Genomic DNA, 747 nt, shown 5'->3' on the forward strand with positions numbered 1-747 from the left:
GACAAAATACACCGCGGCGACGTGCTCTGGGAAGCATGGAAACGGGTCAAGGCGAATGGTGGAAGTGGTGGAGTGGATGGCGTGACCATCGACCACATCGTCAAAGTACACGGGGAAGAGCGATTCGTCCTAGAAATTCAGGACGCCTTAAAGAACGGCAAGTACCACCCACAACCTGCAAGGCGGAAAGAGATACCAAAACCGGACGGCAAGATGCGTCCGCTAGGCATCCCTGCCATTCGGGACAGAGTCGTGCAAATGGCGACGAAAATGGTGTTGGAGCCAATCTTTGAAGCGGATTTCAGGGACTGCTCATACGGATTCAGGCCGAAACGGAGCGCACATGATGCAATTCGGCACATCCGTCGAGCAGTAAAGAAGGGCGTCTACTGGGCCGTTGACATCGACATCACCGGATACTTCGACAACATTTCGCACGAGAAGTTGATGCAACTGGTGGAGCAACGCATAAGTGACCGCCGAGTGCTGAAACTCATTCGCAAGTGGCTGAAAGCGGGATTCGTGAAAGATGATCAGCTTCACGAAACCGAGCTCGGAAGTCCACAGGGCGGTGTCATCAGTCCGCTTCTTGCGAACATCTATCTGAACTACTTGGACACGATCTGGGAGAAGAAGTTCGCGGAAACCGGGACACTGGTGCGCTACGCAGATGATCTTGTCGTCCTTTGCAAAACCAAAGACCAAGCCATGAGGGCGATAGACGTCCTCAAAGCGGTATTCGGAAAG

Annotated in this window: 1 protein-coding gene; it reads left to right on the forward strand. The window is 53.3% G+C overall.

Features of this window, described 5'->3' with window-relative positions; all coding sequences use genetic code 11:
- On the forward strand, positions 1–747 hold a 747-nt coding region (gene ltrA, locus ACFPOF_RS23985; protein ID WP_378137444.1), incomplete at both ends, for a group II intron reverse transcriptase/maturase.

Source organism: Cohnella soli, assembly GCF_042655525.1.
In the GTDB taxonomy this organism is placed as follows: domain Bacteria; phylum Bacillota; class Bacilli; order Paenibacillales; family Paenibacillaceae; genus Cohnella; species Cohnella soli.